This is a genomic window from Streptomyces sp. AHU1, from assembly GCF_045343905.1.
Lineage (GTDB): Bacteria > Actinomycetota > Actinomycetes > Streptomycetales > Streptomycetaceae > Streptomyces > Streptomyces triticiradicis.
On the sequence record NZ_CP174283.1, the window covers coordinates 2,425,513 to 2,449,302 of the forward strand.

A 23,790-nucleotide genomic window follows, 5' to 3' on the forward strand; every position below is an offset into this window, starting at 1 on the left:
CTCCTGGATGATCAGTGGGTGGCTTCGGGGTCCGTGGGAGCTTCCACGGCTTCGGGGTCCGTGGGGACTTCCACGGCTTCGGATCCGGCGTCGGATCTGACCTCGGGGTGGACGGCGACGACGATCCGGTGCGGGCGCCCGCCCTCCGCCTCCCCGTCGTGGTACTTGCGGATGAGCGCGCTCACCCCGGCCGTCAGCTCCTCGACGAACGCGGCCCGGTCGGCCGCCGACGCGAAGGTCACCTCGCCGTCGAGCGCGTACGTCGCCAGCCGCTTGCGGGCCTTCGCGGCCCCGGTGAGGAGGGAGCCGACGTCCCTGACGAGCCGGGCGCCGAGCGCGAGGAGCCAGCGGGCGGACAGCTGGTCCCGGAAGCGGTCGGGATCGGGCTGCACGGCGGCCAGCGCCTGTGGCGAGATGACGTACGACGCCGCGGTCGCGCGCATCAGCCGCTCGGTGACGTTGCCCTTGCGGCGCTCGCCCGCCAGCTCGACCAGGCCGTGCCGCTCCAGCGTCTTGAGGTGGTAGTTCACCTTCTGCCGGGGCAGGCCGACCTTGCCGGCCAGCATGGCGGCCGACGCGGGTCCGGCGGCCAGTTCGGCGAGCAGCCGGGCCCGTACGGGGTCCAGCGACACGGCGGCGGCTTCGGCGTCCTCGATCACGGTCACGTCCAGCATGGCTCCAGCCTCTCACCGAAAACTTTTCTTGTCCAGACGATTCCAGTCTTCGGTGAGTCGCGCGGGCCGGCCGCTCCGGGCGGCCGGGACTCCACCGGGCGGGCGTCCCTGAACGGTCCCGGAGCGGCCCCGGAGCTGTCCCGGAGCGGTCCCGGAGCGGTCCCGGGGCTCCCGACGGGCTTCAGCGGCGCGATCCGGGCAACACGGCGGTCATGGACGAGAAGCGACCGGAATCGAAGCCACGGGCTCTTCCGGACACGGACGCGGGCACGAGCGGCCACGACGGCACCGGGGCAGGGGCGGACGCGGGCGCGACGACGGCGGGGACGGCCGGGGAGGACGGCCCCGTCGGACTGTCCGCGCGAGCGTGGGCGGCCGTGGCCTGGCGCACGGCCAAGGAGTTCCGCGACGACGAACTCGCCGACCGGGCGGCGGCGTTGACCTACTACGGCGTGCTGTCGCTGTTCCCCGCCCTGCTGGTGGTGGTCTCCCTGCTGGGCGTCATGGGGCAGCGCGTCACGAACAGGCTCCTCGACAACGTGGGGGACCTGGCGCCGGGTCCGGCGCGCGACATCCTGCGTGACGCGGTGACGCAACTGGGGCACAGCGGCGGCACGGGCGGGGTGCTGGCGGTCGTCGGACTGTTCGCGGCGCTGTGGTCCGCGTCCGGGTACGTCGGCGCGTTCATCCGGGCGTCCAACGCGGTGTTCGACCTGCCGGAGGGCCGTCCGGTCTGGAAGGTCACACCGCTGAGGCTGACGCTCACCGTGACGCTGATGCTGCTCCTCACCGGCAGCGCGATCATCGTGGTGTTCACCGGGCCGCTGGCCGAACGCGCGGGCACCGCGATCGGGGTGGCCGACGCCGCGATCACGGCGTGGTCGGTCGTCAAGTGGCCCGTCCTGCTGGTGTTCGTCGAGCTGATGATCGCGCTGCTGTACTGGGCGGCCCCCAACGTCTCCGGCCGCGGCTTCCGCTGGTTCAGTCCGGGCAGCGTCGTCGCCACCCTGATCTGGCTGGCCGCGTCCGCGGGATTCGCCGTCTACGTCGCCGGCTACGGCTCGTACAACAAGACGTACGGCACGCTCGCGGGCGTCGTCGTCTTCCTCGTGTGGCTCTGGCTCACCAACCTGGCCATCCTGCTGGGCCTCGAGTTCGACGCGGAGCTGGCCCGCCAGCGCGCCATCGCCCACGGCCGGCTCCCGACCGAGGAGCCCTACGTCGAACCGCGCGACACCCGCAAGTGGCCCCCGCGCCTGCGGGCGTTGCGCGCGGCGCGGGCGAAGGTGGAGGCGGGGATCGCGCCGGCCGGCGGGAGCGCCCGCCGGGACGGCGCCGGGCGGGCGTGACACGAGGGCCGGGACGCCCTGGGCCGGGGTGTCCGGACCACGGCCGCTCCCGGCCCCCTCGCCCACGCGGGCGCGTGCACCCGGGCCGGGCCGCGCTATCCCTGCGCCCCCCGGTCCCGCAACCGGGCCAACTGGCTCTGGAACCAGTCGAGCCGGGCCTGGAGCAGGGCCGCCTCCGCGGCCAGTTCGGGCACCCCGAGACCGTTCGCGGCGAGCACGGGGCCGCTCGCGGCGGCCGCGGACCCGCCGGAGGCCCGGACCCGCAGGCCCTCACCGGCCAGCCGCGCGAAGGAGGCGAGCGAGAGCGACGTACGACCGCGTACGCATTCCGCGCAGGCGGCCGTCAGGGCGCGCCAGCCCGGACGCCCCCAGCCCGCGTCGGCCAGCGCCGCGGCCGCGGTGCCGCAACCGCAGGGGCCGACGGTGGCGACACGCACCCGCTGGCAGGCGTGGCGGAAACCCCGTTCGAAGCGGATGTAGGCGCCGAGGACGGAGACTTCGAGGAGGACGGCGGCCCGGTGTTCGGCGGTGCACAGCATCGCCTCGGCGACGGCCCGCTCGTGCACGCAGTGGAAGCCGCAGTCGCAGCGGCGGTGCGGGGCACGGTGCCGCCGCCCGTAGACACAACGCGCATCGTCCAGCACTCCGTACGGCAGCGCGCCGCCCAGCGATACACCGGTGAACCCGGCCCGGGTGCCGTCCTGGGACAGCACCGGGTGGGCGATCTTGTATCCGGTCGGCGGCTCCGTCGGGCGTTCCTCGGGGAGCCTCAGCCTCATCGGCCGGCCGGAACCTCTTCGGGCACGGACACCTCCGGCTCCTCGATCGTCTCGGGGAGTTCGAGCGTGTCCTCGGGCGCGTGAGCCTGTTCCTCCGCGACTCCGGTGGCGAGTGCCTTGCCGAGCCTCATGACGCCTCCCATGACCTGCGGTCGGTGACCTTCCGTCCCATGGTGACCCATGAGGGGCCGAACGGGACATAGGGCCTCGGACCGATGCCCCGGCAACACGTCTCAGTAACGCTTATCGATATCCCGTAGAAGATTTAAGTGGAGCTGTACGGTCATCGCGTCGAAACTGCTCGTATGACGAACTCCGACCGGTCTCCGGCACCCTTCGGCCGGGCGCTCTGCGCGATGATCACCCCGTTCACCGAGGCCGGCGCGCTCGACCTCGACGGTGCCCTGCGCCTGGCCGGACGCCTGGTGCGCGAGGGCTGCGACGGCCTGGTGCTGAACGGCACCACGGGCGAGTCGCCGACCACCTCGGACGCCGAGAAGTCCGCGCTGGTCCGCGCGGTCCGCGAGGCGGTCGGCGACCGGGTCCACCTGGTCACGGGCGTCGGCTCGTCCGACACCCGGCACACGGTCGACCTCGCCCTGGCGGCCGGGGAGGCGGGCGCGGACGGCGTGCTCGTCGTCACCCCGTACTACTCGAAGCCGCCGCAGGACGCGCTGGAGGCGCACTTCACCGAGGTCGCGGACGCCTCCGGACTGCCGGTCATGCTCTACGACATCCCCGGCCGCACCGGCACCCGCATCGAGCCGGAGACGATGATCCGGCTCGCCGCGCACCCCCGGGTCGTGGCCGTGAAGGACTGCTCCTACGACTTCCTCGGCGCCCAGAAGGTACTGGCGCTGACGGATCTGGCGTACTACGCGGGCTGCGACGAGCACGCGCTCGCCCTGTACGCGGTGGGGGCCGCCGGATACGTCAGCACGGTGGCGAACGTCGTGCCGGGACCGATGCGGGCCGTGCTCGACGCGTTCGACGCGAGCGACACGGCGGGGGCGGCCCTGCTGATGCGACGAACCGTGCCGCTGATCGAGGCGATGATGGCGGCGGGCCTGCCCGGCACGGTCACCGCGAAGGCGCTGCTGACCGCGCTCGGGCTGCCGTCGGGCCCGGTCCGGGCACCGCTGCGGCCCGCCGGCCGGGAGGCGGCCGACGGGCTGCGGGCGGTGCTCGCGCGGGTCACGGACGAATTCGCCGTGGCCTAGCGGACCACCGCGCGGGGGTTCAGCGCTCGGCGAAGACGGGCTCCCAGCGCCCCACCGTGCCGTCGGTGCCCTTGAGGAAGCCGCTGAGCGGCACCTCCTTGTCGCTGCCGACGGTGACCAGCACCAGCCGGTTGTGGAACTCGTTCTTGTCGCCCTCGGCGATGTCCCAGGCGATCAGGGACCTGTCGTCGGCCCAGGCGAGGAGCATCTGGCCACGGACCTCGGCCACGTGCTTGCCGGTACGCCGGTCGAGGACCCACGAGGAGGTGTGCCACTTCTCGCCCGCGAACTCCCCGGCGAACCGGGTGCCGTCCGGCGAAAGGCCGGCCGCGACGCCCCAGGGGCGGTACCGCTCCGCGGCGGGCACGCTCACCTCCCGGCCGGACACGTCGTAGAAGCGATCGCCGGGCGTGATCGGCTGCCGGCCCGTGACGGTCCTCCCGTCGCGGCAGAACTCGAAGTCCTGGCGTGCGTTGATGCTGTTGCCCTGGTCGTCCCGGAGCAGCCCCACGTCGGCCCAGGAGCCCTTGCCCGAGGCCACGTCGAAGACGTAGAAGCCGGTACGGGAGGACTCCACCGACACGGGAATCCGGTCGATGTCGTCCATCTTGATCCGCTTGTCGGGATTCTCGCTGTACGTCGTCGCCACGAGTTTCGTGCCGTCGTGCGAGAACGCCAGCCCGCCCACCGGGTGGTCGACCGGGATCCACCGCTCGACCTTGCCGCTCGCGAGGTCGAGCAGCCCGATCCGGCGCGCGGGCAGGTGCCGCTCCAGTACGGCGGCGGTCCGCAGTCCGGGGGCCACGGCGACCCACGACCATCGGGGGTCCTTCTTGTAGTGGCCGGACTTCGGGTCGAGCAGCCAGTACGTGCGCACCCTGATGCCCCGGTGGACGCCGTCGTGGACGCTCTGCCAGTCGGTCTTGCTGGTGTAGTAGGCGGCCATCGCCGTTCTCCCGGCCGCGACCAGCGAGTGCACCGGTGACTGTGCCGGGTGCGCCGAGGGCGCCGGGTGCGTGGCGGTCGGCTCGTGGTCCACCCCGCCCGAGGGTTGCACATCGTGCCCGCCGGAGTCCAGGCTCGGCACCGCGATCGCGGCGGTGAGCACCGCGGCCACGGCGACCGCCGCGGACGTGATGCGCCGGGTCCACCGGCGCCGGCGGACGGCGAGCACACGGTCGGCGAACCCCGACGGGGTGTGCGGGCCGTCCTCGGCCTGCTCCCGGAGGGTGTCGCGCAGGAGTTCTTCGACGTTCACCGGTGTACCTCCACGGGCGAGAAGTCACGGGACGGCGGCCGCGTCTCGTGACCCGGGCCGAGCGCGGCCAGTTCGGGGGCGAGTGCCCGCAGCCGGGCGAGCGAGCGATGGGCCGTGGAGCGCACGGTTCCGACGGAGCAGCCGAGGAGCCGGGCCACCTCGGCCTCGGGCAGGTCCTCGAAGTAGCGCAGCACGAGCACGGTGCGCTGCCTCGCGGTGAGCCGGGCCAGCGCGCCCCGCATGACGACCCGCAGTTCGGCGGCCGCCGAGGAGTCCGTGCCGGGGACCGCGGGGCCGGACGCCTCGGGCGGTTCGGCGACGCTCAGTTCCCGACGGCGCCACTTCAGCCTCCAGCGGCTCACCTGCTGCCGGTACAGGATCCGACGTACGTACGCCTCGGGTTCGTCGATCCTGTTCCAGCGGCCCGCCGCCCTGACCAACGCGTTCTGCAGCAGGTCCTCGGCGGCGTGCCGGTCTCCCCCGCTGAGCAGCACCGCCGTCCTCAGCAGCGCGGACGACCTGTTCGCCACGAAGTCCCGGAAGGTCTCCTGTGCTTCGGCATCCATCGTCACCTTCTCGTCCCCGGCGGCCCCTTGCGACCCACCCCTGTGCCCCTGGTGACGCGCGCCGCCGCGCCCCGCTATGCCTCCCGGTACGAACCGGGCCGAAAATATTCGCCCGCCCCCGCCACGGGCGTCCTCTACGGTGACCCGATGAGCCGACCGCTGCTGTTCCTCGACGTCGACGGCCCGCTGAATCCGTACGCGGCCCAGAGGGAGCGCCGGCCCGCGGGGTACACCACGATCCGGGTGGCCCTGGAGCCCGGCCGGCCGCTGCGCGTCTGGCTCCACCCCGGCCACGGCCGCGCCCTCCTCGCCCTCGGCTACGACCTGTGCTGGGCCACCACCTGGATGGACTCCGCCAATCGCTGGATCGCGCCCGTGATCGGCCTGCCCGAACTGCCCTGGGTCGACTTCACCGGCGCCTTCTTCGCCGAGCGCCCCGACGGTGTCCACTGGAAGACGGAGCGCATCGTGGCCCACGCCGGCGGCCGCCCGTTCGCCTGGGTGGACGACGAACAGAGCCCGGCCGACGAGGTGTTCGTCGCCGCCCGCCATCCGGCGCCCGCGCTGCTGCGGCACGTCGACCCCCGCCTCGGCCTGCGCGAGCCCGACTTCGAGGCCCTGGCGGAGTTCGCGGCGGACCTGGACGCCTAGCCTAGAGGCGAGGCCGGCCGGTTCCGGCCTCGCGGAGCGTCCGGGCCAGCAGCAGGGCGCCTCCGGCCGCCGCCCCCACCGCTCCCGCGGCCAGGAAGCCGTCGGAGGAACGCCAGGACAGCACCGACCACCGGGACTGCGCGGAGAACAGCGATCCCGTGCTCAGCCACGACCCGGTCGAGATCAGCGACAGGGCGGAACCGATCGAACCGACCGACAGGGCACTTCCGATCGAGCCGACGGACAAGGCCGAACCGACGGACCCCACGGACAGCACCGATCCCACCGAGCCGATCGACAGCACGGAGTCCTGCGACCACAACGACAGCACTGAACCGGAGGAGACACGACGGACCGGCCGCGCGGGCAGTTTTGTCATGAGGCCATCCTGCCCGCGAACGCGCTGTCCCGTGGGGTTGTCGACGGACGACGCGGGTTCCGGGTGAGGACCTTCCGGCACCTGGCTCACCGCACGGCGGAGCGTAGTCGCCCCCTCGGCCAGGGGTGGCCCCGGGAGCACCGCGCTCTTCCACGGCTCCGGGACGGTCCGGAAACACGCGAGCGCCCTCCCGGGCCGTCCTGGGACCGTGGAAGGGCGCTCGGCACCGACCGGCGCCGGAACCTGCCGCCGGTTCGGCGGCAGGTCGAGGCGTCGATCGGGCGGACGGCCGCGATGCACGGCCGCCGGAGGTCAGTTGTGGCTGTGCAGGATCTCGTTCAGGCCGCCCCAGACCGCGTTGTTCGGGCGGGCCTCGACGGTTCCGGTGACCGAGTTGCGGCGGAAGAGGATGTTCGAGGCCCCGGACAGCTCGCGGGCCTTGACGATGTCGCCGTCGGGCATCGTCACGCGCGTGCCCGCGGTGACGTACAGCCCGGCCTCGACCACGCACTCGTCGCCGAGGGCGATGCCGACGCCCGCCTCCGCGCCGACGAGGCAGCGCTCGCCGATGGTGATGCGGACGTTGCCGCCGCCCGAGAGGGTGCCCATGGTGGACGCGCCGCCGCCGATGTCGGAACCGTCGCCGACGACGACACCGGCGGAGATGCGGCCCTCGACCATGGAGGTGCCGAGCGTGCCCGCGTTGAAGTTCACGAAGCCCTCGTGCATGACGGTCGTGCCCTCGGCGAGGTGCGCGCCGAGGCGGACCCGGTCGGCGTCGGCGATGCGGACGCCCTTGGGCGCGACGTAGTCCGTCATGCGCGGGAACTTGTCGACGGAGGTCACCTGGAGGTGCAGGCCGGCGGCGCGCGCGTTCAGCCGGACCTTCTCGACGTCGTCGACGGCGACCGGGCCGAGCGAGGTCCAGGCGACATTGGTGAGCAGCCCGAACAGGCCGTCCAGGTTCTGGCCGTGTGGCTTGACCAGGCGGTGCGAGAGGAGGTGGAGGCGCAGGTACGCGTCGTGCGCGTCGAGCGGCTTGTCGTCCAGCGACGCGATGACCGTACGGACCGCGACCACCTCGACGCCCCGGCGGGCGTCCGGGCCGATGGCCTGCGCGGCTCCCTCGCCGAGCAGTTCGACGGCCCGCTCGGCGGACAGCCGCTCGGTGCCGGACGGGCCGGGGCCCTCGGCGGTCGCGACGGACAGTTCGGGCGCGGGGAACCAGGTGTCGAGAACGGTGCCGTCGGCGGTGAGGGTGGCGAGCCCGGCGGCGACGGCGCCGGTGGTACGAGAAGCAGTCGTGTCGGTCATGGGTGCAACCTAACTTGACGGGGGCCGCGCGGGCGAACCGGTGCGCGGTCCGTCTCGGTGACCGGGCGTCCGGCCGACGGACCGTCTCCCCTCGCCCCGCCGGACCGCCCCGCCGCCTCCGTCTCCGTCTCCGTCTCCGGTCAGCCCGCCGGACCGTCTCCCGTCCTCCCGCCGCACCGGAGGACCCGGTCCAACACCTCCCGCGCGTACCCCTCGTCGTACGACGTCCCCGTCAGCAGCACCTGGAGACAGATCCCGTCCAGCAGGGCGACGAGCGCCCGCGCGGTGACCGGATCCGTGCGGCGGGTCAGCGGCTCGACGAGGCTGTCGATCCACTCCGCGGCCACCGGGCGCAGCGCGGGCCTGCGCAGGGCGGCGAGGTAGAGCTCGTACTCCAGCTCCACGCCCGTACGGTCGCCGGCCATCCATTCGCCCATCAGTCCGGCGAGTTCGGCGGCCAGGTCCGCGCGCGCGTCCTCCAGGGTTCCGCGCGCGGCGAGCACCTCGGCGAAGCCCTCGTTCGTCTGGCGCAGGGCCGCGACCATCAGGTCGTCGAGGGTCTTGAAGTGGTACGTGGTGGAGCCGAGCGGCACATCGGCCTCGGCCGCGACGGAGCGATGGCTGAGCCCGGCGATGCCCTTGGCGCCGACGACGCGGATCGCCGCGTCGATGATCCGCTGCCGCCGCCCGGGGTCGTACCGCCGCGCCATCACGGTCCGCCGTCCGCGGCGCCGGGCCCGGACATCAGTGCGCCCCGCCCAGGTTCAGCAGGACGACCCCGCCGATGATCAGCAGGATCCCGGCGGCCTTCGCCGGCGTGAGTCCCTCCCCGAGGAACAGCGTGCCGATCACGGCGATGGCGGCGGTGCCGACGCCGGCCCAGATCGCGTAGGCCGTGCCGACCGAGACGGTCTTCAGGGTCTGCGCCAGCAGCGCGAAGGCGACGACGTATCCGAGGACGGTCACCAGGGACGGCCAGGGCCTGCTGAAGCCCTCGGTGTACTTCATCGCGGTCGTCGCCCCGACCTCCGCCGCTATGGCGCCGGCGAGCAGCACGTATCCCATGCGTACGACTGTACACATGGAACCCACCGGATGCGTACGGGCGTACGCATCCGGTGTCCGCGGAGTTACGTGCATGGATCCCGTATATGCCGTGGGCATCGTCCGCCCCTGCGGATATCGTTCGCGATCACAAGGGGACGGAATCGAACAGACCCCCGACGACACAGGAGCGCGAGAGGCATGTCGGACAGTTCTGGGTGGGGACCATCGGGGCCGTCGGGACCGTACTGGGGTGCCCCGGGCGGCTGGGGCTGGACGCCGCCGCCCCCGCCCAAGCCGGGCGTGATCCCGCTGGCCCCGCTCGGCGTGGACCACATCCTCGGCGGCGCCTTCGGCACGATGCGCCGTTACGCGAAACCGCTGTTCGGGGTCGCCCTCGCGGGCGTCCTGGCCCTGGCGGCCCTGACGCTCGGTCTGGAAGTACTCGCCTACCTCGCGACGAAGGACCGGTTGCAGCGCATGACCGCGGCGCCCCGGTCCGTCGACGGGGCCGATCTGCGCGCGGTCCTGATCGCGTTCGGCTCCGCGTGGGCCGTGGGCATGCTGGTGGCGCTGGTGGCGGGCTCCTTCATCCAGGCCTCGTCCGCGGCCACCCTGCACGACGCCGTCCTCGGCCGCCGGACGCACTTCGGCGCCGTCTGGAGGCGTGCCTGGTCGCGCACCCCGTCCGTCCTCGGGGTGACCCTGCTGCTGGGCCTGTTCATCGCGGTTCCGATGGCACTGTTCATCTTGATGATCTTCGCGGCGATGCTGGCCCTGGTGCTGAACGGCGAACCCTTCATACCGGCCGCCATCGCCTTCCTGCTCCTGCTGCTCTCGGTGCCGCCGGCGCTCTGGCTTCTCGTCCGCTTCAGCTTCGCCCCGGCCGCCGCGGTGCTGGAGGGAGCGTCCCCCCTGACGGCCCTTCGCCGGTCGGCGCGGCTGGTGCGCGGCGCGTGGTGGCGCACGTTCGGCATCACACTGCTGGGAGGCCTGATCGCGTTCATCGTCTCCCTCGTGACGAACCTGCCGTTCCGGCTGGCCATGCCGACCCCTCAGCCGTACAGCCCCTCGACCGGAACGTCCGTGAGCGTGTCGGAGGCCTACGTCCAGATGCTGCCCCACATGGGACCGACCCTGGTGCTCTCGGTGATCGCCAGTGCCGTCGCCCAGCTCTTCTTCATGGTGTTCATGCCGCTGGTGACCAGCCTCCTCTACATCGACCAGCGCATCCGCCGGGAGGGCCTCGCGGACGTGCTGTTCCGCGCGTCCGCCGTCGGGGGGACGCCCGGTCCGGTCGCGTAGCGGCTCAGTCGAGCAGCGACTTCTTCGGCCGCAGCACGCAGAACTCGTTGCCCTCGGGATCGGCGAGGACGGTCCAGGTGACGTCCTCGCCCTGTCCCACGTCGGCCCGGCGCGCCCCGAGGGCGAGGATCCGCTCGACCTCGGCGGCCTGGTCGTCCGGCGTGAGGTCGATGTGGAGGCGGTTCTTGGCGGTCTTGCGCTCACCCACGGGCACGAAGCAGATTCCGGGCAGTGCGTGCGCGTCCGAGCCGATGACGATCTCGTTCTCGTCCTCGAACAGCACCCGCCAGTCGAGGACCCGGCACCAGAAGCGGGCGAGCGCCGACAGGTCGTGGGCGTCGATGGTCAGTTGATAGAAGGAGACGGCCATGAACGGCAGTCTCCCCCGGCGACAAAGGCTCCGCCAACAGGCACACCGGTACGCGCGCACCGGCGGCGGAAGCACCTCACCCGGGCACACGGGTGCGCGCATCCGGCAGGCGCATCCCTGACGACGGAAGCACCGCCCTCGGGCACACCTGTGCGCCCACACCCCGGCAAGCACGCCCCCCGGGCGACGGAAGCGCCGCTCCCAAGCACACCGGTACGCGCCCCCGTCGACGGAAGCGCCGCTCCCAGACACACCAGCACGCGCGCACCGGCGGCGGAAGCGCGTGCCGCCGGGCGCACAGATCCGCACACCCCTCGTGGGGCCCTCACCCCCGGTCGCCCGCCACCCCTCGCCCGGCCGGGTCTCCACCCCGCCCAACTCCCCCGTCTCTGTGGGCGATTGTCCAAAAAGCGCCGCACGTAAATACCTGCATCGGTGCGGTGAACGACTGCTCAGTAGTCACCGTTTCCACTACTGTTTCACCAGCCGCGCACCGGGCCTCCATGACCGCCCCGCTCCGCGTGCCGCGCACACCCTCCGCTCTCGCTTCACCCCCTCACGCGCTCGACCGTCCCCCGTTTAGGAACGCGCATGCCAGAAGTGACGCCCGGATCCGGTCCCGACGGGTCCATCCCCTCCAGGGAGATCGCGCCCTGGCACCCCACCCCGCACGGCGCGCCCTACCCGGTGTCGACCGACCTCGTTCCGACGTCCCGGCCCTGGGAGCCGATCGGGGCCGACGACGAGGGCAGACTGCCGGGAACGCGACGCCTCTGGCTGGCCGGCGGACTCGCGATCGCCGTCACCGTGGCCGTCGCAGCCGTGCTCTCCGTACAGACGAGCCGTTCTGACGCGTTGTCACGCGAGGCGGGCAACAGGACCGTCTCCGACACGGCGAACCCCTTCCTCCTCGGCGGCCCCGCCGCTCCCGCGGGAACGACCACGGCCCCGGCGGGCAAGAACGCCCTCTCCTCCCCGGGGAGTTCGCTCTCGGCCTCACCGGACGCCACGTCACGGGAGTCCGTGTCACCGGGTCCGTCCGACAAGGCCTCCGAGGGCCCCACCGCCCCCGGGAAGCCGACGCCCACCCCGTCCGCGTCCCGGGAGGCCTCGGGGCTGAAGTCGGTCCAGGCGGTCAACTACCCGGACCGCTACTGGCATGTGAGCGGCGGTCAGGTCCGGCTCGACCCGGTCGGCTCGTCCAGCTCGGCCACGACCCGGCGGGCCGCCAGCTTCAAGGTGGTTCCGGGACTGGCGAAGTCCTCCTGCTACTCCTTCACCACCGTCGACGGCTCCTACCTGCGCCACCGCGACTTCGTGCTGCGCGCCGACCGCGACGACGGCTCCGCCCTCTTCCGGGAGGACGCCACCTTCTGCCCCCGGACCTCCCCCCGCTCGGGCGCCGTCATGCTGGAGGCGGTCAACTACCCCGGCCGCTTCCTGCGCCACCGCAACTTCCAGCTCGTCCTCGGGCGTTACGAGCGCGACAGGCTCTACGGGGAGGACTCGGCGTTCCGCCTGGTGCGGGGCTGGGCCTGAGCCCAGGACGTCCCCAGGGACGACACGACGGGGCGGCACCCGAAGGTGCCGCCCCGTCGTGTCGTCCGGAAGCCGGAGCTCCGGGAATCAGACGTTGAACCCGAGCGCCCGGAGCTGCTCACGGCCGTCGTCCGTGATCTTGTCCGGGCCCCACGGCGGCATCCAGACCCAGTTGATGCGCAGTTCGTTGACGAGGCCGTCCGTGGCGGACTTGGCCTGGTCCTCGATGACGTCGGTGAGCGGACAGGCCGCGGACGTCAGGGTCATGTCGATCGTCGCGATGTTCGCGTCGTCGATGTGGATGCCGTAGATGAGGCCGAGGTTGACGACGTCGATGCCCAGCTCGGGGTCCACGACGTCGTAGAGCGCCTCGCGGACCTCTTCCTCCGAGGCCGGCTTCGACGTCAGGCCCTCGCCCGCCGCGGCGGTGCCGGCCGCCGCGACCACGGACTCGTCCGACGTCACGGCGGTCTCGTCCGATGTCACAGTGTTCTCGCTCATGCCGTCTTCCTCTCGGCGCTCTCGCCCAGAGCCTGGGCCGTCGCGTCCTTCCACGCCATCCAGCTCAGGAGGGCGCACTTGACCCGGGCCGGGTACTTGGAGACACCGGCGAACGCGACCGCGTCCTCCAGCACCTCCTCCATCGCGTCGTCGGGCTCGATCCGGCCCTTGGACTGCATCAGTTCCAGGAAGGTCTCCTGGATCTTCTGCGCGTCGGACACGTCCTTGCCGACCAGGAGGTCGTTCAGTACGGAGGCGGAGGCCTGGCTGATCGAGCAGCCCTGGCCCTCGTACGAGATGTCCTCGATCCGCTCGCCGTCGTACTTCACGCGCAGGGTGATCTCGTCACCGCACGTGGGATTGACGTGGTGCACCTCGGCGTCGCCGTCCCTCAGACCGCGCCCGTGCGGGTGCTTGTAGTGGTCCAGGATGACTTCCTGGTACATCGAATCCAGCTTCACGTTCCCAGCCAGCCCCTCAGCCGAAGAAGTTCCGTACGTGCTCCAGGCCGTCGACCAGAGCGTCGATCTCGGACGGCGTGGAGTACAGGTAGAACGACGCTCGCGTGGTCGCAGGAATTCCGTAGCGGAGGCAGACGGGCCGCGCGCAGTGGTGGCCGACGCGGACCGCGATGCCCTGCTCGTCGAGGACCTGGCCCACGTCGTGCGGGTGGATGTCGCCCAGCGTGAACGAGATCGCCGCGCCGCGGTCCTCGGCCGTGGTGGGGCCGATGATCCTCAGGTCGGGGACCTCCGCGAGCCGCTTCACCGCGTACTCGGTGAGCGCGTGCTCGTGGGCGAGGATCTTGTCCATGCCGATCGAGGACAGGTAGTCGATCGCCGCGCCAAGACCGACCGCCTGCGCGATCGGGGGCGTGCCCGCCTCGAACTTGTGCGGCGCCGGGGCGTAGGTCGACGAGTGCATCGACACGGTCTCGATCATCTCGCCGCCGCCGAGGAACGGCGGGAGGTCCTCCAGGAGTTCCTGGCGGCCCCACAGGACGCCGATGCCCGTCGGGCCGCACATCTTGTGGCCGGTGAAGGCCACGAAGTCGGCCTGGAGGGCCTGCACGTCGAGCGGCATGTGCGGCGCGGCCTGGGACGCGTCGATCAGAACCAGGGCGCCGACCTCCTGGGCGCGGCGCACTATCGCCTCGACCGGGTTCACGGTGCCCAGGATGTTCGACACCAGCACGAAGGAGACGATCTTCGTCTTCTCCGTGATGATCTCGTCGATGTTCGACAGGTCGAGACGGCCGTCGTCGGTGAGGCCGAACCACTTCAGCTTCGCGCCGGTGCGCTGCGAGAGCAGCTGCCACGGAACGATGTTGGAGTGGTGCTCCATCTCGGTGATGACGATCTCGGTCTCGTGGTCGACCCGGTAGGGCTCCTCGGCCCAGCCGAGCATGTTGGCCACGAGGTTGAGCGACTCGGAGGCGTTCTTGGTGAAGATCACCTCGTCGCGGCTCGGAGCGTTGATGAACGCGGCGATCTTGTCACGCGCGCCCTCGTACAGTGCCGTGGCCTCCTCGGCGAGCACATGCACACCGCGGTGGACGTTGGCGTTGTAGCGCTCGTAGTACTCGCTCAGGGCGTCCAGCACCTGGCGCGGCTTCTGCGAGGTCGCCGCGTTGTCCAGGTACACGATCTTCTTGCCGTCGTGGACCTGGCGGTCCAGGATGGGGAAGTCCTTGCGGATCGCCTCGGTGTCGAGGAGGCCCGGCAGCTGCGTCACGCGGATACGCCACCCTTCGTGTAAGCCTCGTAGCCCTCGTTCTCCAGCTTGTCGGCGAGCTCGGCGCCACCGGACTCGACGATGCGGCCGCCCGAGAAGACGTGGACGAAGTCGGGCTTGATGTAGCGCAGGATGCGCGTGTAGTGGGTGATGAGCAGGGTGCCCACCTCACCGGTCTCGCGGACGCGGTTGACACCCTCGGAGACGATGCGCAGGGCGTCGACGTCCAGGCCGGAGTCGGTCTCGTCGAGAATCGCCATCTTCGGCTTGAGCAGCTCCAGCTGGAGGATCTCGTGGCGCTTCTTCTCACCGCCGGAGAAGCCCTCGTTGACGTTGCGCTCGGCGAAGGAGGGGTCCATGGAGAGGCGCTCCATGGTCTCCTTGACCTCCTTCACCCAGGTGCGCAGCTTGGGGGCCTCGCCGCGGACGGCGGTGGCGGAGGTGCGCAGGAAGTTGGAGACCGAGACGCCGGGGATCTCGACCGGGTACTGCATCGCGAGGAACAGGCCCGCGCGGGCGCGCTCGTCGACGGACATCTCCAGGACGTCCTCGCCGTCGAGGGTGACGGTGCCGCCGGTGACCGTGTACTTCGGGTGGCCCGCGAGCGAGTAGGCGAGGGTCGACTTGCCGGAGCCGTTGGGGCCCATGATGGCGTGCGTCTCGCCCTGCTTCACGGTCAGGTCGACGCCCTTGAGGATCTCCTTCGTGGCGTTGTCGGCCTCGACGGTGACGTGCAGGTCGTGGATTTCAAGCGTTGCCATGGGTGCCTCAGGACTCCTGGTTGAGGGAGACGAGCACGTCGTCCCCTTCGATCTGAACGGGGTATACGGGGACGGGGCGCGTCGCGGGAAGACCGGACGGCTTGCCGGTGCGGAGGTCGAACGCGGAGCCGTGCAGCCAGCATTCGATCTGGCAGTCCTCCACCTCGCCCTCGGAGAGCGAGACGTTCGCGTGCGAGCAGATGTCGTTGATCGCGAACACCTCCCCCTCGGTCATCACGACCGAGACCGGCGTGCCGTCGAGTTCCACCCGCTTCGGGGTGTTCTCCTCCAGCTCGCTCAGCCCACAGACGCGCACGAAGGTGCCGGGGGTGTCGGGCATCAGAGCGACGCCTCCAGCTCCTCGTCGATCTTCACGAGAAGGCGCTCTTCGATGTCGTCGACACCGATCTGCTGCACCAGCTCGGCGAAGAAGCCGCGGACCACCAGACGGCGGGCCTCGTCGGCCGGGATGCCGCGGGCCATCAGGTAGAAGAGCTGCTCGTCGTCGAAGCGGCCGGTCGCGGAGGCGTGGCCGGCGCCGACGATCTCGCCGGTCTCGATCTCCAGGTTCGGCACGGAGTCGACGCGGGCGCCGTCGGTCAGAACCAGGTTGCGGTTCATCTCGTAGGTGTCCGTGCCCTCGGCCTTGGCCTCGATGAGGACGTCACCGATCCAGACGGCGTGCGCCCCCTCGCCCTGCAGCGCGCCCTTGTACATGACGTTGGACTTGCAGTGCGGGGTGTTGTGGTCGACCAGGAGACGGTGCTCCTGGTGCTGGCCGGCGTCCGTGAAGTACAGGCCGAACAGCTCGGCCTCGCCGCCGGTGCCCGCGTACGCGACGCGGGGGTGCAGGCGTACGACGTCGCCGCCGAAGGTGACGACGAACGACTTGAAGGTGGCGTCGCGGCCGATCAGGGCGTTGTGCTGGCCGACGTGGACGGCCGTGTCGTCCCAGTCCTGGACGGAGACGACGGTCAGCTTGGCGCCGTCGCCGAGGACGTAGTCGACGTTGGCTGCGAGGACCGCGTCACCGGTGTGGTCGATGACGACGACGGCCTCGGCGAAGGCTCCCAGCTCGATGACCTGGTGGCCGTAGGCGACCCCGCCCTCGCCGTGCACGGCGATCCGGATGGGCTCGGTGAGCACCGCCTCCTTGGGGACGGTGACGACGCCAGCCTTCTCGAACGCCGAGTAGGCCTGGGCGGCGACACGGTCCACCGGCGTGCCGGCCCGGCCGATCCGCGCGTCGTCGCGGGCGACGGTCTCGACGGTGACGCCCTCGGGGGCCTGCACCTCGACCCGCACGCCTCCGCCGGTCGCGACGGCGGTGCCGTCGTGCAGCCCGCGCAGGCGCTCCAGCGGGGTGAACCGCCACTCCTCCTCGCGGCCGTGGGGGACGGGGAAGTCCGCCACGTCGAAGGACGGGGGCGCGCTCATGCGCGTGGCGACGGTCGACTCGGCGGCCACCGCGATCTGGCCGGCGGTCGTGCTGCCCACCGGGATGTTCTGAGCCTCAGCCATGGCTGTCGGTCTGCTCGCTTTCTTGCGTGAGTGGCTTGACGGGGACTGGGGCTCGGGACTAACCGACCGCGCCCTCCATCTGGAGCTCGATCAGCCGGTTGAGCTCGAGGGCGTACTCCATGGGCAGTTCCTTGGCGATCGGCTCGACGAAGCCGCGCACGATCATGGCCATCGCCTCGAACTCGGTCAGACCGCGGCTCATCAGGTAGAAGAGCTGGTCCTCGGAGACCTTGGAGACGGTCGCCTCGTGACCCATGGACACGTCGTCCTCGCGGACGTCCACGTACGGGTACGTGTCCGAGCGGGAGATGGTGTCGACGAGCAGCGCGTCGCACAGGACGTTCGACTTGGAGCCGTGGGCGCCCTCGCCGATCTCGACGAGACCGCGGTAGGACGTGCGGCCGCCGCCGCGCGCCACGGACTTCGACACGATGTTCGAGGAGGTGTTCGGCGCCATGTGGACCATCTTGGAGCCGGCGTCCTGGTGCTGCCCCTCGCCCGCGAAGGCGATGGACAGGGTCTCGCCCTTGGCGTGCTCGCCCATCAGGTAGACGGCCGGGTACTTCATGGTGACCTTGGAGCCGATGTTGCCGTCGATCCACTCCATGGTCGCGCCCTCGTACGCCACGGCGCGCTTGGTGACCAGGTTGTAGACGTTGTTCGACCAGTTCTGGATGGTCGTGTAACGGCAGCGGGCGCCCTTCTTCACGATGATCTCGACGACCGCGGAGTGCAGGGAGTCCGACTTGTAGATCGGGGCGGTGCAGCCCTCGACGTAGTGGACGTAGGCGTCCTCGTCGACGATGATCAGCGTCCGCTCGAACTGGCCCATGTTCTCCGTGTTGATGCGGAAGTAGGCCTGGAGCGGGATCTCGACGTGCACGCCCTTCGGCACGTAGATGAAGGAGCCGCCGGACCACACCGCGGTGTTCAGCGACGCGAACTTGTTGTCGCCGACCGGGATGACCGTGCCGAAGTACTCCTTGAAGAGCTCCGGGTGCTCCTTGAGGGCGGTGTCGGTGTCCAGGAAGATGACGCCCTGCTCCTCCAGGTCCTCACGGATCTGGTGGTAGACGACCTCGGACTCGTACTGGGCCGCGACACCGGCGACGAGGCGCTGCTTCTCCGCCTCGGGGATGCCGAGCTTGTCGTACGTGTTCTTGATGTCCTCGGGCAGGTCCTCCCAGGACTCCGCCTGCTTCTCCGTGGAGCGCACGAAGTACTTGATGTTGTCGAAGTCGATGCCCGACAGGTCGGAACCCCAGTTGGGCATGGGCTTCTTCTCGAAGAGGCGCAGGCCCTTGAGGCGGAGCTTGGTCATCCACTCCGGCTCGCTCTTCTTCGCGGAGATGTCGCGGACGACGTCCTCGTTGATACCGCGCTTCGCAGAGGCGCCGGCGGTGTCGGAGTCGGCCCAGCCGTATTCGTACTTGCCCAGACCCTCGAGTTCGGGGTGGGCAGTCTCCGTGGGGAGCGTCATGCGGGGTTCCTCCCGGCCGTGCTTGCGGATGCGTTGTGAGTGTCGTGAGAAATCTTGGGGATGAACGTCGTGCACACCCCGTCGCCGTGGGCGATGGTGGCCAGTCGCTGGACGTGCGTGCCGAGCAGCTGGGAGAAGAACTCCGTCTCCGCCTCGCAGAGCTGCGGGAACCGCTCGGCGACATGTGCGACCGGGCAGTGGTGCTGGCAGAGCTGCTCGCCGACCGGTGCGCTGCGCGCCGTGGCAGCGTACCCGTCCGCGCTGAGGGCCTTCGCCAGGGCTTCCGTGCGTTCCTCGGGGGTCGCGGCCTCGACGGCCTCGCGGTACGCCCCGGCCTGCTCGGCGATGCGGGCGCGGGCGAAGGACAGGATCGCCTCGTCCCCGCCCTCGCGCTCGGCGATCCAGCGCAGGGCGTCCTCGGCGAGCTTGTCGTACGACTGGTCGAAGGCGTCCCGGCCGCAGTCGGTCAGGGCGAACACCTTGGCGGGACGGCCGCGCGTACGCGCTCCGTAGACCCGCTGCTCACGGGCTTCCACGACGTCGTCGGCGACCAGCGCGTCCAGATGACGGCGCACGGCGGCGTGGGTCAGGCCCAGTCGGCCCGCCAGGTCGGCGACGGTCGACGGGCCGTGGTCCAGGATCGACCGCGCGACCCGGTTGCGCGTCGAACGCTCACCGGTCGCGAGTTCCTCCTGCGGGGTCCCCGCGGGGGTCACCCGAGCCTCGCCGACGTTTTTCACAACACCATTGTTGCGTAATTCCTCAGAGCCTGACAAGCCGCGCCCTCCGGGGCGGTCGGTGTGCTGTGTCACTTAGGCATACCTAAGATGACCTGGGCAAACGATCTTTGATCGATCAATTCGGTGGCGTGCGGACCGCCTCTCGGGAAGACTCCCGGACCATGCCGACACCCCCTCCGACCGGCCCTCTCGTCACCCGGGACGCCCTCGCCGCGGACCTGCGCACGCTCGGCGTACGAGCGGGGGAGACGCTTCTCGTGCACTCCTCGCTCAGCGCACTCGGCTGGGTCAACGGCGGCCCCGTGGCCGTCGTGCAGGCACTGCTCGACGCGCTCGGCCCGGACGGCACGCTGGTGGTCCCGACGCAGTCCGGCGACCTCTCCGACCCCGCGCTGTGGCGCAACCCTCCGGTCCCCGAGGAGTGGTGGCCGGTCATCCGGGCGACCATGCCCGCCTACGACCCCCGGGTGACGCCCTCCCTCGGGGTCGGCGTGATACCCGAGACGGTCCGCACCTGGCCCGGCGCCCTGCGCAGCGCTCACCCGGAGACCTCGTTCGCGGCGGTGGGCCCGGACGCCGCGGCGGTCGTCGGCGGGCACGCGGCCGACTGCCGGCTCGGGGAGCGGAGCCCGCTGGCCCGGCTGGAGGCCGGCGGCGCCCGCGTCCTGCTGCTCGGCGCGGGCTACGACACCTGCACCAGCTTCCACCTGGCCGAGTACCGCGTCCCCTCGCCCGTCGTGGAGGTCGGACGGCCCTCCCCCACGGGCTGGGAGACGGTGCGGGAGGTGTCGATCACCTCCGACATGTTCGAGGAGCTGGGCTCCGACTTCGAACGGGACCGTCCCGTCGTACGGGGCACCGTGGGCGCGGCCCGGGCCCGGCTCTTCCCGGTGGCGGACGCGGTGGCGTACGCCGAGCGGTGGCTGCCGGTGCACCGCCCGCGGGACCTGGACGTCGAGACCGCCGCCGCCCCCGGGGGTCAGGGACCGCGACGGCGTCCCTAGACTTGCTGCCCATGCGAAGCGAGCCCGTGGTCCAGGTCCAGGCCCTGGTGAAGCGGTACGGCACGAAGACCGCGGTGGACGGCCTCGACCTGGTGGCCTCGGCGGGCATCACCGCCGTACTCGGACCCAACGGCGCGGGCAAGACGACCACGGTCGAGACCTGCGAGGGATACCGGAAGCCGGACTCCGGCACGGTGCGCGTCCTGGGCCTCGACCCGGCGAGACAGTCCGGTGAGCTGCACACCCGGATCGGCGTGATGCTCCAGTCCGGCGGCGTCTACTCGGGCGCCCGCGCGGACGAGATGCTCCGCCACGTCGCGAGACTGCACGCCCACCCCCTGGACGTGGACGCGCTCGTCGAGCGGCTCGGCCTGGAGAGCTGCGGCCGCACCACGTACCGGCGGCTGTCGGGCGGCCAGCAGCAGCGCCTCGCGCTCGCCATGGCGGTCGTCGGCCGTCCCGAGCTGGTCTTCCTGGACGAGCCGACCGCCGGCCTCGACCCGCAGGCCCGCCGCGCCACCTGGGACCTGGTCCGCGACCTGCGTTCCGACGGCGTCTCCGTGATCCTCACCACGCACCACATGGACGAGGCCGAGCAGCTCGCCGACGACATCGCGATCATCGACGCGGGCCGGGTCGTCGCCCAGGGCTCCCCCGAGGAACTGTGCCGCGGCGGCGCCGAGAACACCCTCCGCTTCACCGGCCGCCCCGGACTCGACGTGGCCTCGCTGCTGAAGGCCCTGCCCGCGGACTGCACGGCGGCCGAGCTGACGCCCGGGGCCTACCGGGTCGGCGGCAAGGTCGATCCGCAGCTGCTGGCGACCGTGACGTCCTGGTGCGCCCAGCACGGTGTGATGCCGGAGAAGATCTCGGTCGAACGCCACACCCTCGAAGACGTCTTCTTGGAAATGACCGGCAAGGAGCTGCGCTCATGAACCAGGCACAGCTCGGAACCGACCGGCAAGGAGCCGCGTCCGTGACCACCACCGGCACGTACACCCCGAAGCCGGGCGCCGCCCCGCTGTCCCGCATGATCCGCGCGCAGGCCGCGCTGGAGACCAGGATGCTGCTGCGCAACGGCGAGCAGCTGCTGCTGACGGTCGTGATCCCGACGCTGCTGCTGGTCCTGTTCAGCTCGGCCGACATCATCGACACGGGTCCGGGCGAGGCGGTCGACTTCCTGGCACCGGGCATCCTGGCGCTGGCCGTGATGTCGACGGCGTTCACCGGCCAGGCCATCGCCACCGGCTTCGAGCGCCGCTACGGCGTCCTGAAGCGGCTGGCGGCATCACCGCTCCCGCGCTGGGCCCTGATGACCGCGAAGACGGCCTCGGTCCTGGTCACCGAGGTCCTCCAGGTGATCCTGCTCACCGCGATCGCCTTCGCGCTGGGCTGGTCCCCGCACGGCAACCCGCTGGCCGTCCTGCTCCTGCTGCTCCTCGGCACGGCGGCCTTCTCCGGGCTCGGCCTGCTCATGGCGGGCACCCTCAAGGCGGAGGCGACGCTGGCCGCCGCCAACCTCGTCTTCCTGCTGCTCCTGGTCGGCGGCGGGGTGATCGTGCCGATGGACAAGTTCCCCGCGGGCGCCCAGGACGTGCTCGGCCTGCTGCCCATCTCGGCGCTCTCGGACGGACTGCGTGACGTGCTCCAGCACGGCGCCCAGATGCCCTGGGGCGACCTGGGGATCCTCGCGGTCTGGGCGGTCCTCGGTCTCGGCGCGGCCGGCCGGTTCTTCCGCTGGGAGTGACGGAATCGTCCCCTCCAGGGGCCGACCCTCGTGAAAGCGTGCACAAGCGGGCCCCTACGATGGGGCGCGTGCAGAACCTGACCCGAGCCGACGCCCTCAGCGCGGTGCGCAACCCGCTCGCCTTCATCGCCGAACGCTGGACCCCGACCTCCCGGACGGTGCAGCGCGCGGCCCTCGCCGCGCTCGTCATGGCGGTCGTGATCGTGGTCACCGGCGGTGCCGTGCGGCTCACCGGCTCCGGCCTCGGCTGCCCGACCTGGCCCAAGTGCACCGACGACTCGCTCACGGCGACGAGCGCGATGGGCTTCCACGGCGCCATCGAGTTCGGCAACCGCATGCTGACGTACGTGCTGTGCGCCGCCGTCGGCTGGGCGATCGTCGCGGCGCGCTCGCAGAAGCCGTGGCGGCGGGGCCTCACCCGGCTCGGCTGGGCCCAGTTCTGGATCGTCATGAGCAACGCGGTCCTCGGCGGGATCGTCGTCCTGGTCGGCCTCAACCCGTACACGGTCGCCGCCCACTTCCTGCTCTCCACCGCGCTCATCACCGTCGCCGCGCTCATGTGGCAGCGCACCCGCGAGGGCGACGCGGCGCCGCGTCCGCTCGTCGGCAAGTCGGTGCAGCAGCTCGTGTGGTTCCTGGTCGCCGCCTCGGTCCTGCTGATCGCGGTCGGCACGGTCGTCACCGGTGCCGGACCGCACGCGGGTGACTCCAGCGAGGTCGACCGCATCCCCGTGAGCTGGGAGAACGTCGCCAAGCTGCACGCCGTGCTGGCCTGGATCGTCGTCACGCTGACCTTCGCCCTCTGGTTCGTCCTGAAGGCGGTGGACGCCCCCCGGGGTCCCCTGCGGTGCACCCGCGACCTGTTCCTGATCCTGCTGTCCCAGGGCGTCCTCGGCTACGTCCAGTACTTCACCGACCTGCCCGAGGCCCTGGTCGCCCTCCACATGCTCGGCTCCTGCCTGGTGTGGGTCGGGGTGCTGCGGGTCCTGCTGGCCCTGCGCGAGCGCCCGGAGGAGAGCCCGGCGGACCTGCCGGGTCCCGCGACGTCGGCCCTCACGCGCGCGTAGACCCCTCGTACGCGGCCACCAGGCCGTCGATGGCGGGGCCCAGGAAATCCCTCGTCAGTCCGGCCCGGAGCCGCGTCCACCCGGGAGCGGTCGGGGTGCCCTGTCCGTAGCGCCTGCGCCTGATGTCGTCGACGACCTCCGCCGGAGCCCCGAGCCCGGGGAGCAGGTCGAGGGCCTCCCTCTTGGAGATCAGCCGCCCGTCCCGCAGCGTCACCGTCGCGCGGGCGAAGGTGACCGTTCCCAGGTCGACCCAGACGTCCCGCTTCCAGAGCCGGGGCCTGTCCACCGCGGGGCGCCAGAACTCCTTCTGGTCCCGGACGACGAAGGCGCGCAGCTCCCTCTCCGGGACGGCCGGCAGCAGGTCCGCCGGGGGCACGCCGTGCAGAACGCGCCCGAAGGCGTGCAGCTCACGGCGGGTGACCGGGGTGACCGGCCGTCGCATCGGGCCGTCGTGGGCCCAGGTGACGTACGACCGCCCGGCGTCCGCCGCCGTCCTGGGTGTCAGGTAGCTGCAGTGCAGCCGCGCGGCCAGGGGCTCCCCGGCACGCAGCCGCCGGTGCAGCCGGACCAGTTCGCGTACGGCGCCGAGCCGGAGGGGGTCCTTCAGCACCGCGACCAGGTCGAGGTCGCTGCGCCCCTCCTGGTAGTCGCCGCCGGCCAGAGACCCGTGCGCCCACAGCGCGACCGGGGCGAGGGGGCGCAGACCGGCGAGGAAGCGGTCGAGCAGGCGTGCGGTGGCTTCGTCGGGCACCGGGACAGTCTGGTGCCGCCCGGCGCTCCGGTGAAG

Annotated in this window: 28 protein-coding genes; 9 read left to right on the forward strand and 19 right to left on the reverse strand. The window is 71.6% G+C overall.

The features are described from left to right. Window positions 1-11: 11 nt before the first annotated feature. On the reverse strand, window positions 12-674 hold the full coding sequence (locus ACICHK_RS11070) for an ArsR/SmtB family transcription factor (protein WP_406836761.1): 663 nt from the start codon (window positions 672-674) through the stop codon (window positions 12-14). Window positions 675-886: 212 nt separating this feature from the next. Between ACICHK_RS11070 and ACICHK_RS11075 the strand changes: the two genes are divergently transcribed. Continuing rightward, window positions 887-2,023 carry a YihY/virulence factor BrkB family protein gene (locus tag ACICHK_RS11075; protein WP_406836762.1) on the forward strand — a complete coding sequence of 379 codons (1,137 nt, stop codon included), beginning with the start codon at window positions 887-889 and terminating at the stop codon, window positions 2,021-2,023. Window positions 2,024-2,118: 95 nt separating this feature from the next. On the opposite strand, the gene ACICHK_RS11080 is transcribed toward ACICHK_RS11075, so the two are convergent. Together ACICHK_RS11080 and ACICHK_RS11085 are read right to left on the reverse strand one after the other, a co-directional pair. Beyond that, complete coding sequence (locus ACICHK_RS11080; protein WP_406836763.1) at window positions 2,119-2,802, reverse strand: hypothetical protein; 684 nt, start codon at window positions 2,800-2,802, stop codon at window positions 2,119-2,121. Beyond that, complete coding sequence (locus ACICHK_RS11085; RefSeq protein ID WP_263974369.1) at window positions 2,799-2,933, reverse strand: hypothetical protein; 135 nt, start codon at window positions 2,931-2,933, stop codon at window positions 2,799-2,801. The genes ACICHK_RS11080 and ACICHK_RS11085 overlap by 4 nt, the downstream gene beginning before the upstream one ends. A gap of 174 nt (window positions 2,934-3,107) precedes the next feature. Here ACICHK_RS11085 and dapA point away from each other — a divergent pair, with 174 nt between their 5' ends. Continuing rightward, entirely contained in the window at window positions 3,108-4,022 is a 915-nt protein-coding gene (gene dapA / locus ACICHK_RS11090) for a 4-hydroxy-tetrahydrodipicolinate synthase (protein WP_406836764.1), read from the forward strand. Between the two features lie 19 nt (window positions 4,023-4,041). On the opposite strand, the gene ACICHK_RS11095 is transcribed toward dapA, so the two are convergent. Both ACICHK_RS11095 and ACICHK_RS11100 read right to left on the reverse strand, forming a co-directional pair. Next, the gene (locus ACICHK_RS11095; RefSeq protein WP_406836765.1) at window positions 4,042-5,280 is read right to left on the reverse strand and encodes a WD40 repeat domain-containing protein; all 1,239 of its coding nucleotides are present in this window, start codon (window positions 5,278-5,280) and stop codon (window positions 4,042-4,044) included. Next, window positions 5,277-5,846: a SigE family RNA polymerase sigma factor gene (locus ACICHK_RS11100; RefSeq protein WP_151470354.1), complete on the reverse strand. Its 570-nt coding sequence runs from the start codon at window positions 5,844-5,846 to the stop codon at window positions 5,277-5,279. Before ACICHK_RS11100 ends, ACICHK_RS11095 begins: the two co-directional genes overlap by 4 nt. Window positions 5,847-5,993: 147 nt before the next feature. Here ACICHK_RS11100 and ACICHK_RS11105 point away from each other — a divergent pair, with 147 nt between their 5' ends. Then, window positions 5,994-6,497, forward strand: a complete 504-nt coding sequence (locus ACICHK_RS11105) for a hypothetical protein (protein WP_406836766.1) — start codon at window positions 5,994-5,996, stop codon at window positions 6,495-6,497. Window position 6,498: 1 nt separating this feature from the next. Here ACICHK_RS11105 and ACICHK_RS11110 read toward each other — a convergent pair whose 3' ends face one another. The 4 genes from ACICHK_RS11110 to ACICHK_RS11125 form a co-directional block, all read right to left on the reverse strand. Then, window positions 6,499-6,876, reverse strand: a complete 378-nt coding sequence (locus tag ACICHK_RS11110; protein WP_406836767.1) for a hypothetical protein — start codon at window positions 6,874-6,876, stop codon at window positions 6,499-6,501. Window positions 6,877-7,188: 312 nt separating this feature from the next. After that, the gene (dapD, locus tag ACICHK_RS11115; protein WP_151470351.1) at window positions 7,189-8,190 is read right to left on the reverse strand and encodes a 2,3,4,5-tetrahydropyridine-2,6-dicarboxylate N-succinyltransferase; all 1,002 of its coding nucleotides are present in this window, start codon (window positions 8,188-8,190) and stop codon (window positions 7,189-7,191) included. 140 nt (window positions 8,191-8,330) lie between these two features. Then, on the reverse strand, window positions 8,331-8,900 hold the full coding sequence (locus tag ACICHK_RS11120) for a TetR/AcrR family transcriptional regulator (protein ID WP_151470350.1): 570 nt from the start codon (window positions 8,898-8,900) through the stop codon (window positions 8,331-8,333). 34 nt (window positions 8,901-8,934) lie between these two features. Further along, window positions 8,935-9,255 (reverse strand): DMT family transporter, encoded by a 321-nt coding sequence (locus ACICHK_RS11125; protein ID WP_406836768.1) that lies wholly within the window; start codon window positions 9,253-9,255, stop codon window positions 8,935-8,937. Between the two features lie 180 nt (window positions 9,256-9,435). On the opposite strand from ACICHK_RS11125, the gene ACICHK_RS11130 reads away from it, so the two are divergent. Then, window positions 9,436-10,539: a hypothetical protein gene (locus ACICHK_RS11130; RefSeq protein WP_406836769.1), complete on the forward strand. Its 1,104-nt coding sequence runs from the start codon at window positions 9,436-9,438 to the stop codon at window positions 10,537-10,539. A 4-nt stretch (window positions 10,540-10,543) separates the two neighbouring features. On the opposite strand, the gene ACICHK_RS11135 is transcribed toward ACICHK_RS11130, so the two are convergent. Beyond that, entirely contained in the window at window positions 10,544-10,909 is a 366-nt protein-coding gene (locus ACICHK_RS11135) for a VOC family protein (RefSeq protein ID WP_406836770.1), read from the reverse strand. Window positions 10,910-11,500: 591 nt separating this feature from the next. Between ACICHK_RS11135 and ACICHK_RS11140 the strand changes: the two genes are divergently transcribed. Continuing rightward, window positions 11,501-12,448, forward strand: coding sequence for an AbfB domain-containing protein (locus ACICHK_RS11140; protein ID WP_406836771.1), 948 nt, complete (start codon window positions 11,501-11,503; stop codon window positions 12,446-12,448). Window positions 12,449-12,535: 87 nt separating this feature from the next. Here the strand turns inward: ACICHK_RS11140 and ACICHK_RS11145 are convergent, their stop codons facing one another. From ACICHK_RS11145 to ACICHK_RS11180, 8 genes are read right to left on the reverse strand one after another with little or no spacing between them, the layout of a single operon-like run. Further along, window positions 12,536-12,895, reverse strand: a complete 360-nt coding sequence (locus ACICHK_RS11145) for a metal-sulfur cluster assembly factor (protein WP_404818536.1) — start codon at window positions 12,893-12,895, stop codon at window positions 12,536-12,538. A gap of 50 nt (window positions 12,896-12,945) precedes the next feature. Beyond that, window positions 12,946-13,410, reverse strand: coding sequence for a Fe-S cluster assembly sulfur transfer protein SufU (gene sufU / locus ACICHK_RS11150; RefSeq protein ID WP_151470345.1), 465 nt, complete (start codon window positions 13,408-13,410; stop codon window positions 12,946-12,948). Window positions 13,411-13,426: 16 nt separating this feature from the next. Beyond that, window positions 13,427-14,683: a cysteine desulfurase gene (locus ACICHK_RS11155; RefSeq protein ID WP_359020701.1), complete on the reverse strand. Its 1,257-nt coding sequence runs from the start codon at window positions 14,681-14,683 to the stop codon at window positions 13,427-13,429. Further along, window positions 14,680-15,444: a Fe-S cluster assembly ATPase SufC gene (gene sufC, locus ACICHK_RS11160; protein WP_103551912.1), complete on the reverse strand. Its 765-nt coding sequence runs from the start codon at window positions 15,442-15,444 to the stop codon at window positions 14,680-14,682. The genes ACICHK_RS11155 and sufC overlap by 4 nt, the downstream gene beginning before the upstream one ends. Window positions 15,445-15,451: 7 nt before the next feature. Beyond that, window positions 15,452-15,784, reverse strand: coding sequence for a non-heme iron oxygenase ferredoxin subunit (locus ACICHK_RS11165; protein WP_406836772.1), 333 nt, complete (start codon window positions 15,782-15,784; stop codon window positions 15,452-15,454). Further along, window positions 15,784-16,965 (reverse strand): Fe-S cluster assembly protein SufD, encoded by a 1,182-nt coding sequence (sufD, locus tag ACICHK_RS11170; RefSeq protein WP_103551910.1) that lies wholly within the window; start codon window positions 16,963-16,965, stop codon window positions 15,784-15,786. Before sufD ends, ACICHK_RS11165 begins: the two co-directional genes overlap by 1 nt. Before the next feature lie 58 nt (window positions 16,966-17,023). Beyond that, entirely contained in the window at window positions 17,024-18,445 is a 1,422-nt protein-coding gene (gene sufB, locus ACICHK_RS11175) for a Fe-S cluster assembly protein SufB (protein ID WP_037625848.1), read from the reverse strand. Next, window positions 18,442-19,185: a helix-turn-helix transcriptional regulator gene (locus ACICHK_RS11180; RefSeq protein WP_406836773.1), complete on the reverse strand. Its 744-nt coding sequence runs from the start codon at window positions 19,183-19,185 to the stop codon at window positions 18,442-18,444. Before ACICHK_RS11180 ends, sufB begins: the two co-directional genes overlap by 4 nt. A gap of 161 nt (window positions 19,186-19,346) precedes the next feature. Here ACICHK_RS11180 and ACICHK_RS11185 point away from each other — a divergent pair, with 161 nt between their 5' ends. The 4 genes from ACICHK_RS11185 to ACICHK_RS11200 are packed head-to-tail and all read left to right on the forward strand — an operon-like array spanning window position 19,347 to window position 23,003. Further along, window positions 19,347-20,189: an aminoglycoside N(3)-acetyltransferase gene (locus tag ACICHK_RS11185; RefSeq protein WP_406836774.1), complete on the forward strand. Its 843-nt coding sequence runs from the start codon at window positions 19,347-19,349 to the stop codon at window positions 20,187-20,189. 11 nt (window positions 20,190-20,200) lie between these two features. Further along, window positions 20,201-21,124: an ABC transporter ATP-binding protein gene (locus ACICHK_RS11190; RefSeq protein WP_406836775.1), complete on the forward strand. Its 924-nt coding sequence runs from the start codon at window positions 20,201-20,203 to the stop codon at window positions 21,122-21,124. Beyond that, complete coding sequence (locus ACICHK_RS11195) at window positions 21,121-21,936, forward strand: ABC transporter permease (protein WP_406836776.1); 816 nt, start codon at window positions 21,121-21,123, stop codon at window positions 21,934-21,936. Before ACICHK_RS11190 ends, ACICHK_RS11195 begins: the two co-directional genes overlap by 4 nt. Window positions 21,937-21,995: 59 nt before the next feature. Then, window positions 21,996-23,003, forward strand: coding sequence for a COX15/CtaA family protein (locus tag ACICHK_RS11200; RefSeq protein WP_406836777.1), 1,008 nt, complete (start codon window positions 21,996-21,998; stop codon window positions 23,001-23,003). On the opposite strand, the gene ACICHK_RS11205 is transcribed toward ACICHK_RS11200, so the two are convergent. Then, window positions 22,990-23,754 (reverse strand): nucleotidyltransferase, encoded by a 765-nt coding sequence (locus ACICHK_RS11205; protein WP_406836778.1) that lies wholly within the window; start codon window positions 23,752-23,754, stop codon window positions 22,990-22,992. The two genes, ACICHK_RS11200 and ACICHK_RS11205, sit on opposite strands and share 14 nt — an antisense overlap. Window positions 23,755-23,790 lie beyond the last annotated feature (36 nt).

What these genes read in the sequence shown, in the direction of transcription:
- ACICHK_RS11070 (WP_406836761.1), bottom strand. Translation starts at nt 674, where the DNA reads ATGCTGGACGTGACCGTGATCGAGGACGCCGAAGCCGCCGCCGTGTCG.
- ACICHK_RS11075 (WP_406836762.1), top strand. Translation starts at nt 887, where the DNA reads ATGGACGAGAAGCGACCGGAATCGAAGCCACGGGCTCTTCCGGACACG.
- ACICHK_RS11080 (WP_406836763.1), bottom strand. Translation starts at nt 2,802, where the DNA reads ATGAGGCTGAGGCTCCCCGAGGAACGCCCGACGGAGCCGCCGACCGGA.
- ACICHK_RS11085 (WP_263974369.1), bottom strand. Translation starts at nt 2,933, where the DNA reads ATGAGGCTCGGCAAGGCACTCGCCACCGGAGTCGCGGAGGAACAGGCT.
- dapA (WP_406836764.1), top strand. Translation starts at nt 3,108, where the DNA reads ATGACGAACTCCGACCGGTCTCCGGCACCCTTCGGCCGGGCGCTCTGC.
- ACICHK_RS11100 (WP_151470354.1), bottom strand. Translation starts at nt 5,846, where the DNA reads ATGGATGCCGAAGCACAGGAGACCTTCCGGGACTTCGTGGCGAACAGG.
- ACICHK_RS11105 (WP_406836766.1), top strand. Translation starts at nt 5,994, where the DNA reads ATGAGCCGACCGCTGCTGTTCCTCGACGTCGACGGCCCGCTGAATCCG.
- ACICHK_RS11110 (WP_406836767.1), bottom strand. Translation starts at nt 6,876, where the DNA reads ATGACAAAACTGCCCGCGCGGCCGGTCCGTCGTGTCTCCTCCGGTTCA.
- dapD (WP_151470351.1), bottom strand. Translation starts at nt 8,190, where the DNA reads ATGACCGACACGACTGCTTCTCGTACCACCGGCGCCGTCGCCGCCGGG.
- ACICHK_RS11120 (WP_151470350.1), bottom strand. Translation starts at nt 8,900, where the DNA reads ATGGCGCGGCGGTACGACCCCGGGCGGCGGCAGCGGATCATCGACGCG.
- ACICHK_RS11125 (WP_406836768.1), bottom strand. Translation starts at nt 9,255, where the DNA reads ATGGGATACGTGCTGCTCGCCGGCGCCATAGCGGCGGAGGTCGGGGCG.
- ACICHK_RS11130 (WP_406836769.1), top strand. Translation starts at nt 9,436, where the DNA reads ATGTCGGACAGTTCTGGGTGGGGACCATCGGGGCCGTCGGGACCGTAC.
- ACICHK_RS11135 (WP_406836770.1), bottom strand. Translation starts at nt 10,909, where the DNA reads ATGGCCGTCTCCTTCTATCAACTGACCATCGACGCCCACGACCTGTCG.
- ACICHK_RS11140 (WP_406836771.1), top strand. Translation starts at nt 11,501, where the DNA reads ATGCCAGAAGTGACGCCCGGATCCGGTCCCGACGGGTCCATCCCCTCC.
- sufC (WP_103551912.1), bottom strand. Translation starts at nt 15,444, where the DNA reads ATGGCAACGCTTGAAATCCACGACCTGCACGTCACCGTCGAGGCCGAC.
- ACICHK_RS11165 (WP_406836772.1), bottom strand. Translation starts at nt 15,784, where the DNA reads ATGCCCGACACCCCCGGCACCTTCGTGCGCGTCTGTGGGCTGAGCGAG.
- sufD (WP_103551910.1), bottom strand. Translation starts at nt 16,965, where the DNA reads ATGGCTGAGGCTCAGAACATCCCGGTGGGCAGCACGACCGCCGGCCAG.
- sufB (WP_037625848.1), bottom strand. Translation starts at nt 18,445, where the DNA reads ATGACGCTCCCCACGGAGACTGCCCACCCCGAACTCGAGGGTCTGGGC.
- ACICHK_RS11185 (WP_406836774.1), top strand. Translation starts at nt 19,347, where the DNA reads ATGCCGACACCCCCTCCGACCGGCCCTCTCGTCACCCGGGACGCCCTC.
- ACICHK_RS11190 (WP_406836775.1), top strand. Translation starts at nt 20,201, where the DNA reads ATGCGAAGCGAGCCCGTGGTCCAGGTCCAGGCCCTGGTGAAGCGGTAC.
- ACICHK_RS11195 (WP_406836776.1), top strand. Translation starts at nt 21,121, where the DNA reads ATGAACCAGGCACAGCTCGGAACCGACCGGCAAGGAGCCGCGTCCGTG.
- ACICHK_RS11200 (WP_406836777.1), top strand. Translation starts at nt 21,996, where the DNA reads ATGGGGCGCGTGCAGAACCTGACCCGAGCCGACGCCCTCAGCGCGGTG.